At 45.6% G+C, this 14,288-nt stretch carries 14 protein-coding genes and 2 pseudogenes; 1 reads left to right on the top strand and 15 read right to left on the bottom strand.

Going from position 1 to position 14,288, the window contains the following annotated elements; all coding sequences use genetic code 11:
- Window positions 1-12 precede the first annotated feature (12 nt).
- The 6 genes and pseudogenes from NXM86_RS06775 to NXM86_RS06750 form a co-directional block, all read right to left on the bottom strand.
- Complete coding sequence (locus NXM86_RS06775) at window positions 13-1,149, bottom strand: Leu/Phe/Val dehydrogenase (RefSeq protein WP_081189487.1); 1,137 nt, start codon at window positions 1,147-1,149, stop codon at window positions 13-15.
- A gap of 14 nt (window positions 1,150-1,163) precedes the next feature.
- Window positions 1,164-1,562: a thioesterase family protein gene (locus NXM86_RS06770; protein WP_062755141.1), complete on the bottom strand. Its 399-nt coding sequence runs from the start codon at window positions 1,560-1,562 to the stop codon at window positions 1,164-1,166.
- A 149-nt stretch (window positions 1,563-1,711) separates the two neighbouring features.
- The gene (locus NXM86_RS06765) at window positions 1,712-2,506 is read right to left on the bottom strand and encodes an ABC transporter ATP-binding protein (protein ID WP_062755139.1); all 795 of its coding nucleotides are present in this window, start codon (window positions 2,504-2,506) and stop codon (window positions 1,712-1,714) included.
- Window positions 2,481-3,471 (bottom strand): annotated as a pseudogene (locus NXM86_RS06760) (ABC transporter permease). The gene NXM86_RS06765 and the pseudogene NXM86_RS06760 overlap by 26 nt, the downstream one beginning before the upstream one ends.
- 20 nt (window positions 3,472-3,491) lie before the next feature.
- The gene (locus NXM86_RS06755; protein WP_062755135.1) at window positions 3,492-4,505 is read right to left on the bottom strand and encodes an ABC transporter substrate-binding protein; all 1,014 of its coding nucleotides are present in this window, start codon (window positions 4,503-4,505) and stop codon (window positions 3,492-3,494) included.
- Between the two features lie 244 nt (window positions 4,506-4,749).
- Window positions 4,750-5,703 (bottom strand): NAD(P)H-dependent flavin oxidoreductase, encoded by a 954-nt coding sequence (locus NXM86_RS06750; RefSeq protein ID WP_081189486.1) that lies wholly within the window; start codon window positions 5,701-5,703, stop codon window positions 4,750-4,752.
- Between the two features lie 68 nt (window positions 5,704-5,771).
- Between NXM86_RS06750 and NXM86_RS06745 the strand changes: the two are divergent.
- Window positions 5,772-6,295, top strand: a pseudogene (locus NXM86_RS06745) (gamma carbonic anhydrase family protein).
- A 61-nt stretch (window positions 6,296-6,356) separates the two neighbouring features.
- Here the strand turns inward: NXM86_RS06745 and paaX are convergent.
- The 9 genes from paaX to paaD form a co-directional block, all read right to left on the bottom strand.
- Window positions 6,357-7,232: a phenylacetic acid degradation operon negative regulatory protein PaaX gene (paaX, locus tag NXM86_RS06740; protein ID WP_062755293.1), complete on the bottom strand. Its 876-nt coding sequence runs from the start codon at window positions 7,230-7,232 to the stop codon at window positions 6,357-6,359.
- A gap of 131 nt (window positions 7,233-7,363) precedes the next feature.
- Entirely contained in the window at window positions 7,364-8,152 is a 789-nt protein-coding gene (locus tag NXM86_RS06735; protein WP_081189484.1) for an enoyl-CoA hydratase-related protein, read from the bottom strand.
- 14 nt (window positions 8,153-8,166) lie between these two features.
- Window positions 8,167-9,375: a thiolase family protein gene (locus tag NXM86_RS06730; protein WP_081189483.1), complete on the bottom strand. Its 1,209-nt coding sequence runs from the start codon at window positions 9,373-9,375 to the stop codon at window positions 8,167-8,169.
- Entirely contained in the window at window positions 9,369-10,247 is an 879-nt protein-coding gene (locus tag NXM86_RS06725; protein ID WP_062755125.1) for a 3-hydroxyacyl-CoA dehydrogenase, read from the bottom strand. Before NXM86_RS06725 ends, NXM86_RS06730 begins: the two co-directional genes overlap by 7 nt.
- Window positions 10,248-10,344: 97 nt before the next feature.
- On the bottom strand, window positions 10,345-11,862 hold the full coding sequence (locus tag NXM86_RS06720; protein ID WP_062755123.1) for an aldehyde dehydrogenase family protein: 1,518 nt from the start codon (window positions 11,860-11,862) through the stop codon (window positions 10,345-10,347).
- 25 nt (window positions 11,863-11,887) lie between these two features.
- Window positions 11,888-12,661 carry an enoyl-CoA hydratase-related protein gene (locus tag NXM86_RS06715; RefSeq protein WP_498958792.1) on the bottom strand — a complete coding sequence of 258 codons (774 nt, stop codon included), beginning with the start codon at window positions 12,659-12,661 and terminating at the stop codon, window positions 11,888-11,890.
- A gap of 16 nt (window positions 12,662-12,677) precedes the next feature.
- Complete coding sequence (locus NXM86_RS06710) at window positions 12,678-13,454, bottom strand: enoyl-CoA hydratase/isomerase family protein (protein ID WP_081189481.1); 777 nt, start codon at window positions 13,452-13,454, stop codon at window positions 12,678-12,680.
- Window positions 13,447-13,758, bottom strand: a complete 312-nt coding sequence (locus tag NXM86_RS06705) for an EthD family reductase (RefSeq protein WP_062755118.1) — start codon at window positions 13,756-13,758, stop codon at window positions 13,447-13,449. The genes NXM86_RS06710 and NXM86_RS06705 overlap by 8 nt, the downstream gene beginning before the upstream one ends.
- A gap of 28 nt (window positions 13,759-13,786) precedes the next feature.
- Window positions 13,787-14,266: a 1,2-phenylacetyl-CoA epoxidase subunit PaaD gene (gene paaD, locus NXM86_RS06700; protein ID WP_062755116.1), complete on the bottom strand. Its 480-nt coding sequence runs from the start codon at window positions 14,264-14,266 to the stop codon at window positions 13,787-13,789.
- Window positions 14,267-14,288: the final 22 nt, after the last annotated feature.

The following is a 14,288-nucleotide window of genomic DNA, read 5'->3' as shown; positions in this document are numbered from 1 at the left end:
CCTCCTTTGCCGTTATCGTCGGATATCCCATTTTGGCCGTTTGCGGTGCGTAAAAAAATTATTGCGGCGGCTACGCTGCTGCAACCGTTCTTCACAAAAGCGATTCGCTGCTTCGATCGTTGTGATATGGTCCGCTTCCGCTCGGGAATAAATATGAAGGAGCGTCGAATAAATAGTTTTTGTTTTTTGTAGTACACGCTCTTTATTCGGTCCGTATAGTTCATCAGCTACTTGAATGAGCCCTCCAGCGTTAACGATGTAATCTGGCGCGTATAAAATTCCTTTCTCTCTCAACATCTGTCCGTGGCGCACATCAAGCAATTGATTGTTGGCAGAACCGACAATCGCTTTTACTTTCAACACATGTATGGTGTCATCATTTATGACATTGCCGAACGCACATGGAACAAATATATCCGCGTCCGTTCCGTAAATTTCTGTCCCATGCACGATCTTTACACCCGCTCCAAGTTTTTTTCCATACGATACAATTTCCTCAACCGCTGCTTCGTTAATGTCGCACACATATAAATCCGCGCCTTCTTCCAATAAGCGCTTTGCTACTTTCCTACCCACTTTTCCTAACCCTTGAATAGCGTATGTTTTTCCGTGAAGCTCGTCGCTTCCCCAAATCACTTTGTTGGTAGCTTGAATACCGTAAATGACACCTAACGCGGTCGGCACGGAAGAATCGCCGCTGCCACCATACTCCTCGGGAACACCTACGATGCAGTTTGTTTCTTTCATCGCATGAACGAAATCATCTGGCGTCGTTCCCATATCAGTACCCGTATAAAACCGACCATTCAACGATTCGACAAACTGACCGAACGCACGGAACAGTTCCGGTGTCTTGTCTTTGCGCGGGTCTCCAATAATAACCGCTTTTCCGCCTCCAAAATCGACGTCTGCTGCAAGACATTTGTACGTCATCCCTTTCGAAAGACGGAGCACGTCAAATAGTGCGTCTTCGACTGCCGCATATGGGTACATTCGGCATCCGCCAAGCGCTGGACCTAGCGTTGTGTTATGAATGGCAATAATCGCTTTTAACCCCGTTTTTTCATCATTACAAAATACGACTTGTTCATGTTCACGAATTTGCGTAAATATATCAACCGCTTTCCACTGACTTGTGACGGTATTCATATTCTTTCAACCTCCTATGAATGCAACTGTTTCTGTAACATTTGCGCGATTTTTTGTTTCGGTAAAATTACTTGTTTCACTTCGCCGATTCCGATTACTTGCATCTCGTTTTTCGCTTCCACTTTTGTCACGACGACATTGTCACGAATCTCGGTCACTGTCGCTGTCACCGTCACGGTCGATCCTTCCGTTGTTGGAGCAATATGTTTCACGGATACAGCTACTCCCATTCCTTCTTCATGTTCTTCTAAATAAGGTAAAATAATTTTGCGGGAAGCCCATTCCATGTGATATACCATCGATACGGTGGAATAAGCTGGATGGACGACATTCCCTTCAAATTGTGCAAACATATCAGGAGTCACAACCGCTTCTACCACAGCGGTATCCCCCATTTTCATTCCCGGTTTCATCTTGTTTCACCTCTTCATTATTATTAATACTCATATATAACTTATAAATATATATACGTTTTAAAAACGTTATATTTATTATTTATTATATTTTTTAAATCGAAAAAAGGGGATAAGCTTGAAAACGCTTATCCGATTCTTTTCATTGTTCAACTTAACACCGCGCGATCGCTCGCTAGTTGTGTGCCGCGAATACGCTGGAATTCTGCCAATAATTTTTCTACTGTTAAACCTTTCTTTTCGTGTTCATCCACTTCCAAAATGATTTGTCCTTTGTCCATCATGATAAGGCGATTTCCTAAGTCGATGGCTTGCTGCATGTTATGGGTGACCATCAATGTCGTTAATCCGTACTGCTTAACAATATCTTTCGTTAAATTGGTAATCAATTCTGCTCTTGCCGGATCCAAAGCGGCCGTGTGCTCATCCAGCAGTAAAATTGCCGGTTCCGTAAACGTCGCCATCAACAAGGACAGCGCTTGCCGCTCTCCTCCCGAAAGCAAGCCTACTTTCGCCTGCAAGCGGTTTTCTAATCCAAGATGAAGCGTCTCGAGCACCTCGCGAAAGAAATCGCGCCGCTTTTTCGTCACTCCGCGACGGAGCGTACGTTTTTGATTGCGCGCGTACGCCATCGCGAGATTCTCCTCAATCGTCATGCTTGGTGCCGTTCCTGCCATTGGGTCTTGAAACACTCTTCCAATGTAACATGAGCGAACATATTCCGGCATCATCGTCACATCCTGGCCGTCAATGTAAATCGTTCCTTCATCAGGAAACAGTACACCCGAAATCAAATTCATCAGCGTTGACTTTCCTGCGCCGTTGCTGCCGATAATCGTAACAAAGTCTCCTTTTCGAAGTGTCAAATTGATATCTTGAAGGGCAATTTTTTCATCGGGCGTCCCTTCGTTAAACACTTTATAAATCCGATTTAATTGCAACATCGCTTTCACCCTTTCCGTTTGCGGAGATCGCGATGACCTGCGCACGCTCCCGTCTTTTCTGCTCTTTGCGCTTTTTCTCTTTTTGTTGGCGAACGATTTGCGGCATGACGAGCGCTAAAATGACAATGCATGCCGTGATAAGCTTCACGTCTCCTGTTTCTAAAAACTGCGCACGCAAAGCAAGACTGACAACAATGCGGTAAATGATCGATCCGCCGATGACCGCAAGTGTCGTTCTCGCAATCGTTTTTGTTCCAAATACCGCTTCCCCAATGATAACGGAAGCAAGACCGATAATAATCATGCCGATTCCCATGCCAACATCGGCAAACGAACCGTACTGCGCAATAAGCGCTCCTGAGAATGCAACCATTGCATTAGAAAGCCCAGACCTAAGACGATGAGCAAATTCGTATTCGCCGACAAGCTACGAATCATACGCGGGTTATCACCCGTGGCCCGAATCGCAAGCCCGACTTCCGTCTGTAAAAACCAGTCCATGAAAAATTTAAACAGAAGGGTAAGAATCGCCATCGATACGAAAATTCCCCACGTTTTCGCCGCCGCTGAATCAAGACCGAGCTTCGTCCCCCACTCTTGAATCATTGTAAATACCGTTTTTTGGTTTAAAAGTGGTACATTAGAACGTCCCATAATACGAAGATTGATGGAGTACAGTGCAATCATCATTAAAATCCCTGATAAAAGAGCGTTAATTTTCCCGACTGTGTGAAGAAATCCAGTCATGCATCCAGCAGCAAACCCAATAAAGAGCGCTAGACATGTAGCTACAAACGGATTTACTCCGCTGACAATAAGTGTCGCCGCGACAGCAGCTCCCGTAACGAAGCTGCCATCCACCGTTAAATCAGGAAAATCTAAAATACGAAACGACAAATATACTCTAACGCCATAATTGCATAAATAATTCCTGATTCGATCGCACCTACCATCGCCGTCAACAAAGGCATTCATCCTTTCGAATTTATTCGATGTATTCCGCCATTTGATCCCACTCAGGCTTCAGCTTTATTCCTTGCTTTTCTGCTGCTTGTTTATTGATAACAAGCTTTAATTTGCTCGGATATTCCGGTTTAATTTCCGATGGCTTTTTCTCTCCTTTTAAAATTGCAACGGCCATTTCTCCAGCTTGATAACCGATGTCATAGTAATCAAACCCATACGCCGCAAAACAGCCTCGTTTTAGTGAATCTAGCTCTCCCGCAAAAACGGGGATTTTTTTCTCATTTGCAACGCTCACGACCGACTCAATTGCCGATACAACCGTATTATCGGTTACAATGTAAAACACATCCGCTTTGCCAACTAACGACTCTGCCGCCTGTTTCACTTCCGCTGTTGTAGAAACGGACGTTTCAACAAACTTCAAATCAGTGTTTTTCGCGGCATCTTTCACTTTTTCAATTTGTGCCACCGAATTTTGTTCTCCTGCGTTATAAATGAGTCCAACCGTTTTGGCGTCGGTTTGTTCATCAATAAATTGAATTGTTTTTCGAATCGCATCTGGATGACTATCTGTTGTTCCAGTAATGTTTTCACCAGATTTATCCATAGATGGAACTAAACCAGCACCGACTGGATCAGTAACAGACGTAAATACGATTGGAATCTCTTTCGTTGCGTTTAGCGCGCTTTGTGCACTTGGAGTAGAGTTGGCGAAAATAAGATCAACCTCATCAGACACAAAATTGTTAGCAATCGTTTGATTATTGTTCATATCTCCTTGCGCGTTTTGCACATTGTACTTGACGTTTTCCCCTTCTTTAAATCCGCCATCTTCCACTGCTTTCTTAAACCCGTTGAAAGCAGCATCCAATGATGGGTGCTGAATAATTTGCGTGACGCCAATCGTGACCGCTTTTCCCTCCTTCTCATCCCCTTTAACACCATTTTTCGCGGCCTCCTCCTTCGCACATCCAGAAAGCGCTAACATCCAAACAAGCATAGGCGCCGCTAATCGTTTGATTACTCCTTGCATCCTTACTCCCCCTTGTTTTTATCAAAATTGACATAGTACCAATTTTCCTCTTGTTATGTACTTTATTTGGGAACGCTTACAAATAAACATCATAAAAATGTTTAGTAACGTTAAAATAACGTTATGCTAAATAAATATTATCAATTAAAAAGATATAAAGTCAATAATTTTCTAAAAAATAATAATTATAAAAAAATAGAACATCTTGGCAGGAAGATGTTCTTTATTCATCAATGAAGAAATATTATGAATGGAGAAGCGTATGTAATTTATGCAGCTGCTGTTTCGCCTCTTCCATCATTTGCTGAAATAGCTCTGCCACTGTCGGCATGTCTTCGATGAGTCCGGCAATTTGCCCTGCATTGACAAATCCTTCATGAAAATCTCCTTGAAGCGCTCCGCGGCGATGACGGTCTTCCGATGTATATTCATTGAACATTTCGAGCGGCATTCCTTCTTTTTCATATTGCAACAATTTATCCGCATATGGAGTGCGCATAATTCTCCGCACTCTTCCAACTGAGCGACCAACAATCACTGTTTCGTTTTCGCTGGCATTGGTGATTAACTGTTTGTACGCCTCATGAAATGGTGCGTCTTTTGTAGCGATCAATCGCGTACCTAGTTGTACTCCTTGAGCACCAAGTGCGAACGCGGCAAGCAATCCCCGCCCATCTCCGATTCCTCCAGCGGCTACGACAGGAACGCGGACAGCGCTGGTGATTTGTGGAATCAACGTCATCGTCGTCAACTCTAACGTCGAATTAATTCCCGCTGCTTCATACCCTTCAGCAACAATAATATTCGCTCCTGCTGCTTCCGCTTTTTTCGCTTGTTTCACCGAAGCGGTCACGACAATTATTTTCACTCCTTGTTCCGTAAGACGTGGAATAAGCGGTGCTGGATTCCCCGCTGATAAAGAAACGACAGGAACCTGATGTTTTAAGACTAACGATACCATTTCGTCTACATACGGTGTTACTTGAACAGGAATATTGACGGCAAATGGTTGATTTGTTCGTCGTTTTGTTTCAATGATGATTTCTTCCACTTCATCAGGCGACATTGTACCAACACCAATCGTCCCAAGTCCTCCCGCTTCGGATACGGCACTAGCCAGCTGCGCGTTACTAATATTGCCCATTCCCCCTTGAATGATCGGGTAACGAATATGTAACAAACGGCAAACATCATTCATAAAATTCCCACCCCGTTAAAATTATGTTATACTTATCATAACCTTATCATATTTTGAGGAGGATGAGAATGCTTTATTGTTACAATGGTAAAATGCCAAAAGTGGACGATACAGTATTTATCGCTCCTGGTGCTCATATTATCGGCGATGTTACGATTGGAAAAGAATCAACAATTTGGTTTAACGCCGTGTTGCGAGGCGATGAAGCACCGATTATTATTGGAGAACGCTGCAGCATTCAAGATAATTCGACATGCCATTTATATGAGGGATCACCTCTTGTTGTGGAAGACGAGGTGACGGTCGGTCACAATGTCATTCTTCACGGTTGCACAATTCGAAAACGCTCTATTATCGGCATGGGTTCCACGATTTTAGACGGTGCTGAAATCGGGGAAGAATGCATTATCGGGGCAAACACGTTAATTCCTTCTGGTAAAAAAATTCCTCCACGCTCTCTGGTCGTTGGGTCGCCGGCAAAGTCGTGCGCGAAATTACAGAAAAAGACTTGGCTTTGATTCAACTATCGATTGACACGTATGTGCAAAAAGGAAAAGAGTACCGTCAATTGCTAGCCAACCAGCACAAATGAAAGGAAAGCAAACGCGCTGCTTTTACGGGGTAGCGCGTCTCTGCTTTTCTGCAAAAAAGCATCACTCCACAATAAAAGGATGGTCGTACACGTCGTACTCCTCATCTTTTTTCTTTAACTCATTTCCGTCCATAAACACCGATTCGAAGAAGCGGCTCGCCGGCACCGCCAATTCCTTGTAATAGTCGCTGAACAGCGCCGCAGCATGGCCGCCCATCCATTCGTTCGGCAGCAACTCCTCCGGCAGGCCCGGGTCGATAAAGAGAAACTTGCGGTACTCGTGGACAAGCTTTGTTCTCTCGACAAAACATTCGGCATCGGACATTTCTCCGCGCTGGATTTTATGTTTGTCGATGATGTATTTTTGGCTGTAGACGGAAATAAACTCCTCATATTTTTTATTGATTTCTTCTAAATCCCAACATTTCTCGACTAACAGCTTGTTCGTATGCGGTCCATCATATTGGGCAATAAAAAAATCGACGTACGGTTCAATTTCATATTTATCGATCAGGTCGTACACTTGCTTTTCTAAGTTGTTCGGTGAAATCCAACAGCTGTTTGAGATCGTGCCAAATCCGCTCCACACGAGCTCTTTGCGCAATTCGTCGCGCACGCTCCGCTTTTCTTCTGGAATCGTATACACTAAAATGCGCCACTTTCCGTCCCATTTTTCGGGGCGGATTTTATAAATGCGTTTTGCCGCTTCTTCCATTCGCTTCACTCCACGCTCGGTGAGCGAATAGTAGCTTTTATTGCCGCGCTTTTCCGCTTTGACCCATCCTTGTTTGCTCATGCGCGAAATCGCCGCGCGTACCGCTTGGTCGTTATGGCCAAACTCTTTCAGCAGCCGAATTAAGCTGCCGATCCAAATTTCATTGCCGTAATGGCGGATGTAATCGCCGTAAATCGTAAAAATCATCGATCGCGTATTCATGCTCATTGTGGACACCCTTTATCTCGTTTTCAAGACATAATCGTAGCAAATTTTTATTACGATGACAAGACGAGCAAAAAAAAAACGTTAAATTGTCATTTTGGATAAAAAGAGGGAGGCTCGGCGATGAGTCACTCCCCTATAAATTGTGGTTTGCGCTTTTCACTAAATGCAGCTAACGCTTCTAAACGATCTTTCGTCGGAATCGTTAATTCGTACGCTTTCGCTTCAATGGCAAGACCTGTCTGCAAATCGACATTCATGCCTTGTTGAATTGCATACTTCGCTTGCTGCAAAGCAATCGGACCATTTTGCATCATCTCGTGTGCCAACGCTTCACAGCTAGGCATTAAATTTTCTTTTTCTACTACTTTTGTTAACAGACCGTATTCATAAGCTTGTTCGGCGGTAATTTTACGGGCTGTTAAAATTAACTCTTTCGCCCTCGCTTCGCCAATTAACCTAGGAAGCCGTTGCGTTCCGCCAGCTCCTGGGATGATCGCCCAGCTCACTTCAGTTAAGCCCATGACCGCTTCTTTCACCGCTATTCTGAAATCACAGGCAAGCATTAGTTCAAATCCGCCACCAAGAGCATAGCCATTTACCGCGGCAATCGTCGGCTGTGGCAAGTTGGCCACAGCATCAAAAACATCGCGAATTTTTTTCACGTTGCGACGCACTTCCATTTCGTTTAACGTCTTTCGTTCTTTTAAATCCGCGCCAGCGCTGAACGCTTTGTCTCCCGCGCCAGTAAAAATCACAATGCGAATGTCGCGGTCAAGATGAATACGTTCAACCGCTTCTCCAAGCTGGCATAGCGTAGCGTAATCGAAACAATTCATCACTTCCGGACGGTGCAATGTCACGTAGCCGATATGGTTTTTCTTTTCCAGCAATACGTTGGTCATTGTCATTTCCATATCATTCCCCCTCTTTATTCCTCCGTATTTTCTACGATCGTGGCAATTCCTTGTCCGACACCGATGCACATCGTTGCCAGTCCATATTTCACGCCTCGTTTTTTCATTTCATAAATAAGCGTCGTTAAAATGCGGGCACCGCTGGCTCCAAGCGGATGCCCAAGGGCGATCGCTCCGCCGTTGACATTGACCTTCGTGCGGTCTAATTCCAGCTGGCGGATGCATTCAATCGATTGCGAGGCAAATGCTTCGTTCAATTCGACGAGTCCGATGTCATCGATGGTCAGTCCAGCGCGGCGAAGCGCTTTTCTCGTTGCGAAAATCGGGCCGATTCCCATCACGGCCGGTTCTACGCCCGCCACGGCAGACGTGACGTATTTGACGAGTGGTTTCAGCCCGAGCTCTTTTGCTTTTTCCGCGCTCACTAGTAGCAGAGCCGCTGCCCCGTCGTTGACGCCGGAAGCATTTCCCGCTGTCACCGTGCCGTTTTCAAACAGCGTCGGCAGTTTGGCTAGCTTTTCGAGTGTCGTATCCGGACGTGGATGTTCATCTTTGTCGACGATGACGCGATTGCCTTTTCGGTCATAGTAGACGACCGGCACTAATTCATCGGCAAAGCGGTTCGTTTCGATGGCTTTTTTCGCTTTCATTTGGCTTTCATAAGCAAATTCATCCTGCTCCTCCCGAGTGATGCCGAACCGTTTCGCAACATTTTCCGCCGTCTGCGGCATGCTGTCAGTTCCGTACATTTCCTCCATTTTTGGATTGATAAAGCGCCAGCCGATCGTCGTATCAAACATTTCGATATTACCGCGCGGAAAATCGGAGCTTGGCTTTGCCATGACAAACGGCGCGCGCGTCATGCTTTCCGTTCCGCCGGCGATCATGATTTCCGCCTCTCCTGTCATAATCGCACGCGCTGCGTAATTGACAGCATCGAGCCCAGAGCCACATAAGCGGTTTACCGTCGTTCCCGCCACTTCGATCGGCAAGCCAGCCAACAGCGCCGCCATGCGCGCGACGTTGCGGTTATCTTCCCCCGCCTGATTGGCGTTGCCAAACACTACATCTTCAATTTGTTCGACCGGAAGACTCGGATTGCGATCCACGAGCGCGCGGATGACCGTCGCCGCCAAATCATCGGGACGGACGTCTTTGAGCGCTCCTTTATATCTCCCGATTGGCGTGCGCACCGCATCGACAATCACGACTTCTCTTAACATGATTCGTCCCCCTTGTTTTCTTGTTTGGTGTAATCATATACCCCTTTTCCCGTTTTGCGACCAAGCCGTCCCGCTTTCACGTATTGCTCGAGGAGCGGAGCAGGACGGTATTTTTCTCCCAACTTTTCATGCAAATATTTTAAGTTGTTCAGCCTTGTATCCAGCCCGACTAAATCGGCGAGCTCAAACGGCCCCATCGGAAAGTTAAGGCCAAGTTTAATCGCCTTGTCAATCTGTTCCGGCGTTCCGACTCCTTCTTGAAGCATGTAAAACGCTTCATTGCCGATTAACGCGCTGATGCGGCTTGTCACAAATCCCGGAAACTCGTTCACGACGACCGTTTCTTTGCCCATTTTTTCCGCGACGTGCTGAATAACGTTGACTGTATCATCGCTCGTTTCTAAACCGCGGATGATTTCGACGAGCTTCATTTTGTGGACCGGATTGAAAAAGTGCATCGCGATCACTTTTTCCGGCCGCTTCGTAAACGAGCCGATTTCCGTCGGACTCATTGTCGATGTGTTCGTCGCGAAATAGCAAGACGCCGGCGCATACTTGTCAATCGTCTCAAAAACTTGTTTTTTCACCTCTAATTTTTCCGGGACGGCTTCAATCACTAAGTCCGCTTCCCGCACCACTTCGGCTAAATCCAAGAAGTAACGCAGGCGCGATTCCGATTCCTGCCGCTCGGCTTCCGTTAACTTGCCGCGGGAGACAGCTTGTACAAAAATCTCGGTTATTTCTTGTTTCGCGCTTTCCAGCTGTTCTTCCTTCACATCGACGAGAATCGTTTCAAAACCTCCTACGGCACTGACATAGGCAATTCCTCTCCCCATGACTCCAGATCCAACAACAACAATGCGGTGAACCATAAAAGTCCCTCCTTAATCGTTCTATATGTATGTTGGACAATGGAAAATAAGCACTCCACCCTGCCGGATAGAGTGCTTTGCTGCCATATTTTTTTGTTTACACGCCAAACGGATTGAGCGGACGGCTTCCGTAATAAGAAAGAATGCTTTTCGTTTCCGTATATAAATCGAGGGTTTCGATGCAAAGCTCGCGCCCGAATCCGGACTGTTTATATCCACCAAACGGCGTTCCTGGGAACGCGGAGAACGGGCTATTAATCATGACAATACCGGCTTGAATTTGTTTCGCCACGCGAATTGCGCGTGCATGATCTTTCGTCCAGATGGCCGATCCTAAACCATATTCACTGTCATTAGCCAATTTAATGACTTCTTTTTCATCGTTAAATTTCATCACAACGACAACCGGACCGAAAATTTCTTCTTTGACGACTTTCATTTGATGATTGACGTCCGTGATAATGGTCGGTTCGTACCAAAAACCGTTTTCAAACCCTTCCACTTTCGCTTCTTTCCCGCCAGTGACAATCGTAGCTCCCTCTTCGATGGCAGATTTAACATAACTGTCAATAACTTCTAGTTGTTCGCGGCTAATGATGGCACCGACATGCGTATCTTGTTCAAACGGGTTGCCAAGCTTTAATTTTTTCGTTTTTTCTACAAACTTTTCCATGAATTGATCGTAAATGCTCTCATGTACGTACAAACGGGAGCGCGCTTCACAAGATTGTCCGGTATTATAGAAAATTCCGAATAATGAGCCGTTAACAGCTGCATCAATGTCCGCATCCTCGAAGATGATGTTCGGCGATTTGCCGCCAAGTTCTAATGTTACTCGTTTTAGCGTTTTCGACGCTTTTTCCATAATATTTTTCCCAACCGGAGTCGAACCAGTAAATGCGACTTTATCAACAAGCGGGTGCTCAACTAAATAATTACCGACTTCAGAGCCAGACCCGGTAACCACGTTGACGACGCCTTCCGGGACACCAGCTTCATGGCAAATTTCAGCAAGTACAATACATGTCAATGGCGTTAGTGAAGCCGGTTTGACAACAACAGAGCAGCCTGCTGCAATCGCTGGGGCAATTTTCCACGCCGCCATCATTAACGGGTAATTCCATGGAATAATTTGCGCACATACCCCAACAGGCTCTTTTTCTGTAAAATTATGAAACGCACCTGGCATGTTGTTGACCGTACCACGATGGCCGACAATGGCGCTGGCGTAAAATTCAAAGTCTTCAATTGCCTGCATCACTTGTCCTTGTGCGGCGGAAAGTGCTTTTCCTGTATCTAAAATCTCTAATTCTACTAGCTCGTTAAAACGAGAACGCATAATAGAAGCAATTTTGTTTAAAATACGCGCCCGTTTGTTGACAGGAAAATGGCGCCATTTGCCGTAGTCAAATGCCTGACGTGCCGCTTGAATTGCACGTTCCGCATCTTCTTTCGTTCCTTTCGCCACTTTCGCAACCGGCTCCCCTGTAGCAGGGTTATATGTCGTAAACGTTTCGCCAGAAACGCTTTCGGCGCGTTCTCCGTTAATAATAAGATGATACATTTCACGTTTTGTTTCGAGCTTCTCCATTTTTTGTTCTTTTACTGTTGTCATTTACTTTCCACTCCTTTTCCTTAACTTACTTTCCTTGAAATGATGGTGAGCGTTTTTCAAAGAAAGCACGAATGCCTTCTCGGTGGTCTTCCGTCAGTCCAGCAATACGCTGACCGTATGCCTCTTTTTCCAAATAGTCTTCGAACGTGCAATGCCAGCTTTCGCGCAAATAGCGTTTTATCAAACCAACCGCTTTCGTCGGCATGTTGGCAAGCCGATCAACAAAACGCTGTACTTCCTCTTCCCAGGATTGTTCAGGAACAACAGCGGTGGCAAGTCCGAGTTCGACCGCTTTTTGCGCGGAAATTTTTTCGCCGAGAATCGCTAATTCAAGTGCTTTCGCATGCCCGACTAAACGCGGCAAATAATACAAATTTCCCGCATCCGGAATGAGACCAACGTGAATAAACGCTTCTACAAAACTCGCTTTCTCCGAAACAAGCCGAAAATCGCACGCGATCGCCAAGCTCATTCCCGCGCCGGCCGCAACACCATTCACAGCGGCGACCACTGGTTTTTCAAAATGATAGAGCGTTTTCATCATTGGCGCATAGCGCGTCCTTAGCACTTCCCCGTGATTCATTTCCTCCGTCACACCGCCGAGATCTTCACCGGAACAAAACGCCCGTCCTGCCCCAGTAATCACAAGGCAGCGAACGTTTTCATCATTAGCAGCTTGCTTCAGTGCTTTCGTAATTTCCCTGTTCATTTGTTCGGTAAACGCATTCAGTTTGTCAGGACGGTTTAGCGTAAGCCATGCTATACGGTCGCGCACTTCATAATGAATCGTTTCGTACAATCCGACAGCACCTCCTTTATCTTCCTTGAAAACGCGGCTTCCGTTTTTCGATAAATGCCGCCATTCCCTCTTTTTGATCCTCAGACGAAAAGAGAAGATAAAAATTTTTTCTCTCAAACTGCATGCCTTCATATAGTGAATAATCTACCGCCTTATAAACGGCTTCTTTAATTAAGCGAACGGATAAAGGAGGCTGTTTCGCCAACTTTTTCGCAAACCGCATTGTTTCTTCATACAATAACTCTGGCGCGATAACACGGTTGACAATTCCTAATTCATACGCTTCCTTTGCCGACATACGCTCGCCTGTCCAAAGCCACTCGAGCGCTTTTGTTTTGCCGATTAATTTAGTGAGACGCTGCGTTCCGCCCGCACCTGGCATAACACCGATATTCACTTCCGGAAATCCGAATTCCGCCGTATCGGCCGCAAATAACAGGTCACAGCTAAGCGCAAGTTCAAATCCGCCTCCTAATGCAAAACCGTGTACAGCGGCAATCGTAGGCTTTTTAATAAGCGCAAGGCGATCCCATTCGGCAAATTGATTAAGCAATTCCAGCGTAATGGAATCATCGTTTGCCATTTCGTCGATATCCGCTCCTGCTGCAAACGCACGACCGCTTCCCGTCAAGACGATGACGCGCACGCGTTCATCACGGTCGTAAATTTCCATCGCTGTGACGATTTCCGTTACCATTTTCCTGTTCAATGCGTTCAATACGTCAGGACGATGCAGCTCAATCACGGCAATATTCTCATCAACATGCGTGCGAATGTGCGCAAACTCAGTCATTTTTCACTTCCTCGCCTACCATTAATGTTACGAGATCGCCTGCAAACGACATTAAGTCTTTTCCCGACGCTTTCGCTTCACTCGTTTTCATTGCTTCTTTGAACGCTTCATAACTGTCATAGTACATTTCGCATAATAAGTAGTATTCACTCTCCCCTCCCATCGGCGTACCGGTAATTTTCGTTACTTCCATTTTGCGAAGTCCCGGAATTTTCGCGGTAATTGGAGCGTGCGTACCAAAATAATGTTCATCAAATTTTTCTTTATCTTTTGGTTGCTTGTAAAGAGCAATCATCTTAACCATCGTTCTCTTCTCCTTTTCTATAAAATTTTTACATCCATGTTGAAATCGGTTTCAGCGCTTCAAACGGATTTTTGCATTGTTTACAGTAGAAAATGCTTCGGCAAGCGGTAGGTCCAAACAAGTTTTCTATTACTGTAAAGGAGGAGTGGCAATACGGACACTCGACATGCCACTCTCCGGTTGGACCGACTTGACGCGGCGGTGGCGCAATACCAAATTCTTTTAACTTTTCCCGTCCCTTCTCCGTAATTCGGTCAGATGTCCATGGTGGATGGCGAATAAATTCTACATTAACGTGCTCGATCCCTTCTAACCGCAAAAGAGTCTGTTCGACACGTTGTCGAATAATATCGAGTGCCGGGCAGCCGATAAACGTCGGAATCAGTTTGACTGTAACTTCACCGTGTTGCACCTGAACGTCTTCGACCATTCCTAAATCTATGATACTGACCGAATCAATTTCAGGATCTTTGACGGAATCTAATGTTTCTATAATTCTTTCTACCATCGTTACCCCCTTCTTTCTGAAA

This window comes from Geobacillus sp. CX412, from assembly GCF_027942335.1.
In the GTDB taxonomy this organism is placed as follows: domain Bacteria; phylum Bacillota; class Bacilli; order Bacillales; family Anoxybacillaceae; genus Parageobacillus_B; species Parageobacillus_B toebii.
The sequence above is the reverse complement of the archived record's forward strand: the minus strand, read 5'-3'. Positions and strand labels throughout refer to the sequence as shown.